Annotated in this window: 5 protein-coding genes; all 5 read right to left on the minus strand. The window is 65.3% G+C overall.

The window, feature by feature from the left end:
- A partial coding sequence (locus tag FBT96_RS19595; protein WP_346655947.1) for an NAD-dependent epimerase/dehydratase family protein occupies positions 1-251 on the minus strand: 251 nt, incomplete at its 3' end.
- A gap of 15 nt (positions 252-266) precedes the next feature.
- The gene (locus FBT96_RS19600) at positions 267-1,442 is read right to left on the minus strand and encodes a DUF1972 domain-containing protein (protein ID WP_136909635.1); all 1,176 of its coding nucleotides are present in this window, start codon (positions 1,440-1,442) and stop codon (positions 267-269) included.
- Between the two features lie 10 nt (positions 1,443-1,452).
- The gene (locus FBT96_RS19605; RefSeq protein ID WP_249306582.1) at positions 1,453-2,640 is read right to left on the minus strand and encodes a glycosyltransferase family 4 protein; all 1,188 of its coding nucleotides are present in this window, start codon (positions 2,638-2,640) and stop codon (positions 1,453-1,455) included.
- A 689-nt stretch (positions 2,641-3,329) separates the two neighbouring features.
- On the minus strand, positions 3,330-3,602 hold the full coding sequence (locus FBT96_RS19610; protein ID WP_136909639.1) for a hypothetical protein: 273 nt from the start codon (positions 3,600-3,602) through the stop codon (positions 3,330-3,332).
- Positions 3,602-3,870 (minus strand): phage head spike fiber domain-containing protein (locus FBT96_RS19615; RefSeq protein WP_455769547.1); only part of this gene is annotated, 269 nt, incomplete at its 5' end. The genes FBT96_RS19615 and FBT96_RS19610, both read right to left, overlap by 1 nt.

The raw sequence follows: 3,870 nt of genomic DNA on the forward strand, positions 1-3,870 counted from the left end.
TGATCTTCCAGCATCGCCTCGGTCGCGGTGAAATTGGGATGCTCGCGCAAGATCGCATGGCGGCGCTGCTTCAGGGTGACGTCGTAATAATCGGTCATCCCGTCATAGCCCTGCACCCGGAACCCCTCGGCCAGCAGCTGCCGCGCAAGGTGAAAACCGATGAACCCGGCGGTGCCGGTCAGCAACACCTTGCGGCCCGCCCCGGCCTTCGGTTCTGTCAAAAGTGCATTCTTCTGAAACGGCACTGTCATTCCCTTTCGATCCCGTCAGCGCGACGCAGGGTCTTTCCCCTCGAAACCGAGGGGATCCCCGGGTCGCTTTTCGTCCAGCAGACGACGCACAAGCCGGAAATACCGGGTCGCCACGACCGACCAGGTATATCTCCGATCGGCGACGTCCTTCATCGCCCCGGCGGCGCAGCCGACGGAGCCGGTGCAAAGCGCGTCGATCAACGCGCCAAGCGCATCGCGGTCTTGGAAAAACAACGCCCCGTTTTCGGTCGTCGCCCGGTTGAAGCCGCAATCGAACGCCACGATGTCCTGGTGCACCTGCATCGCCTCGACCAGCGAGGGATTGGTCCCCCCCGCGGAATGGCCGTGAACATAAAACCGGGCCTGCTGCCGGATCGCCTTGAGCCTGGCCAGATCATAAATCGGGTCCAGCAGGCAAAGATGGGGCAGCGTCCCGAAGGTCTTGCGCAGGTCGCGCCCATAGTCGCTGGCCGCCCAGTTGCCGATCAGCACCAGCGGCACCGTCGGCCTGCTGGCAAAGGCTTCGAGGATCATGCGGACATTGTTTTCCGGCTCGATCCGGCAAATCGACAGCGCATAGCGCGCGGGCAGGTCGTGAAGACGGGCGGGATCGGCCTCGGGCGCCAGCACATGATCGCCGCCATAGGCGATCGTTTCGCAATCCACGCCATAGCTGTTGCGGATATGCGCCGCGATATGGTCGTTGTCGGCAATCACCGCATGCGAATGCCGTGCGGCCAACCGTTCGGACAGCCGCAGGATCCAGCGCGAAACACCGCGCCATTTTTCGCGCTTCCATTCGATGCCATCGACATTGGTCACGATCTTTGCCCCGCCAAGGCGGCGAAAGAGCGGAATGGCGACGGCCCCCGAAACCCCGAGCACCAGCACCACATCGGCGCGCGACAGGACCGCCGCGGCCAAGGACAGGATGTCATAAGGAATGCTTTGGGCGCCGTTGGCCTGCAGCGGCAGATAGCGCAGCTTCGCCCCGTGAAAGGTGGCGGCGCGCTGCGGATAGCTGCGCGCGCTGCAATAGATCGTCAGCTCCATGTCCGGCGCGAGGCCGGGTGCAAGCACGGCCAGGTTTTCGACCAGCGTCTCGAAGCCGCCATAGCGACCGGGAACCCCGACCGATCCGATGATCGACAGCCGCAACCGGCGCGGCGCCTTGGTGCCCGATGTGCCCATGCCCGCCACCTCAGACCTGCGCCCGTGCGAGAGAGGGATCCGCGGGCGGGGGCAGGCCGTAAAGCCCGAAGGTCAGGGCATTCAACTTGCGCACGTCGAACTTTTCTTCGCAGAACTGGCGGGATCTGGGGGCCGCAAGGGCCAGAAAATCGGTGTCGATCCGGGCGAGGGCCGCCGCGAGAGAGGACGCGCTGCGCACCGCGCACAGATACCCGTTCCAGCCGTCCTTGACGGTCTCCCGGCATCCGGGCACGTCGGTGGTGACCACACATTTGCCGAAAGCGAGCGCTTCGATCAGCGACCGGGGCACGCCTTCGCGGTAAGAGGGCAGCACCACCACATCCGCCGCCTGCATGTAGGCGCCGGGGTCGGTCTTGTGGCCGATGAAGTGAACCCCGTGCACGCCTGCGTACTGCGCCACTTCCGCGGCGCTCAGCGCCCCGGAGGCGGCGGTGTCGATCAGGCCCATGTGGACGAAGGCAAAGCGATCCGCAAAGTCCCGGGTCAGGCTTTGCGCCGCCGCGTAAAACTCGGAAAAGCCCTTTTCGGGAACGCCGCGCGCGGGAAACAGCGCGACGATCCGCCCGCCAAGATCCATGCCGATCTCGGCGGCAAGCCGGGCCCGGGCCGTTTCGATTGCGGTCGCGTCGGGCAGGGGGAACTCGTTCAGATCGATGCCCGAGCCCGCCGTCACGATGCCCCGCCCCGGCGCGATGGCGCCCAGCGTTTCCAGATCCTGCTTGTCGTCGGGGTTCTGAAACAGCACCGCCACCCGCGACGGCAGCAAGAACCGATACTGCCAGACCAGAAGCTGACGCAGCACCCGATGCTTGACGTCGGAGCGGATGAACACCGTTCCAAGCCCGGTGACGGTCGCCACGATCTTCGGCACCCGCGCCAGACCTGCGGCAAGGCTGCCGAAGATCACCGCCTTGTGGGTGAAGCTGTGCACCACATCGGGGCGTTCTTGCCGCACGATCCGCAGCAGATCGCAAAACAGCCCAAAATTGCGCAGCGGCGAGGCGGAGTGGCGGGAAAATTCAACCACGATCGGCCGGGCGCCCATCGCCCGCAGCGTTTCGATGTAGCCGCCCGATCCGCTGATCGTGACGACGTCATGCCCCGCCGCAACCAGCGCACGAATCAGGGGTGCGCGAAAATTGGCCAAAGCGCCATCGGTGTTGCAGACCAGAACCACCTTCGACAAAGCAAAACTCCATACGACAAAGGCTGGAATAAAACATACGACCGCGCGATCGCGCCGCCTCAAGGTCAAGAGCTTGGCGCATCTTACCGCTGCTCTTTCCACACCGCAAGGTTGCATCCGCCCCGGGGCGGGACGCCCGGTCCTTTCGGCCCGCGAAGGCGAGGGCCGCCCAAGGTGCCGGTCGCTTGTGGCCAGGGCGTTCGACAGGGTTTGGGGCGCGGGAAGGACGAAGCACTGTCCAGACGCGATGACAAAGATCGAAACGTCATTGGAATTCCGCGCCCCGGGCGGACAGTGCAGATGGCCGGAAGGATGGGGGCCCGGACTTACGCTGTGCGGTTTCTTGCGCCGGGCGCTCGGGAGACCCCTTGAGAACGTGAACCTGCGCGGCATCGAGCTTTCCGATGTTGCCAGCGATATCGCGCAAGCGCTTGACAAGGAAAGGCGTGCACGGCGTTCCGGGGCTGCGCCGTCTGTCGCATGCGCGACCCGGGCCGGAGAGGGCGATCCGAAATCGGCCCGGCAATATCGACCCGGTATCGGTGGCGGGGATCCGGGTCGGCCCCTGCGCAACAGCTTGGGACCGCGTTGCCGGATCAAAGCCACAAGACCCGGTCTTTCGACCGGGCCTTGTCCTGTTCGACAAACGTGTTTCGGATGTCCCGCGGGGGGGGCATCGATCACTCCGCCAGCACCGCAAATGGCGTTTTCGGGAATTGCCGCCAGGCCGCCAGCGCCGCCAGATCGAGCCCATCCGGTGCCACGCAATTGACATGATACCCCGGAACCATTTCGAGCACGGGGGCGCCGTCGGCGTCGGTTTGCCCGGTCTCGCGGGTGATCGGCATCGGACAGGGGTTGAGGATTTCCAGCGCCGCATGCCGCACGGCGCCTTCTGCGAACAGGGCGGACTGTGCCTCTGGGGCGGTGGCAAAGCTCAGACAGATCAACATCACAGCACTCCTGCAGGAAAAACGCTCAGCAGATGAAGGGCCCCGACACCGATTGCCAGCGCCCCGCCCGCATGTGCGACCCCTTTGGTGTCGGTCGTTCCCGTGGCATCGATGCGGCGCAGATCATAGCTTCCCGCCGCCACCGCCACGCTGGCCAGATCGGCCGCCCGGGTGACCGCGGAGGCCTCGGTCAGAATGACCGAACTGGCCGCGGCCCCGACCTCCAGCTGCGCGCCCCAGAGATGAAGCCCCGACGCCCCATTGCCCA

The organism is Rhodobacter capsulatus (genome assembly GCF_005144475.1).
Classification (GTDB): Bacteria; Pseudomonadota; Alphaproteobacteria; order Rhodobacterales; family Rhodobacteraceae; genus Rhodobacter; species Rhodobacter capsulatus_C.

Bases quoted from the DNA above. Each gene is read 5' to 3' on its own strand.
- FBT96_RS19600 (WP_136909635.1), bottom strand. From the start codon at position 1,442: ATGGGCACATCGGGCACCAAGGCGCCGCGCCGGTTGCGGCTGTCGATC.
- FBT96_RS19610 (WP_136909639.1), bottom strand. From the start codon at position 3,602: ATGTTGATCTGTCTGAGCTTTGCCACCGCCCCAGAGGCACAGTCCGCC.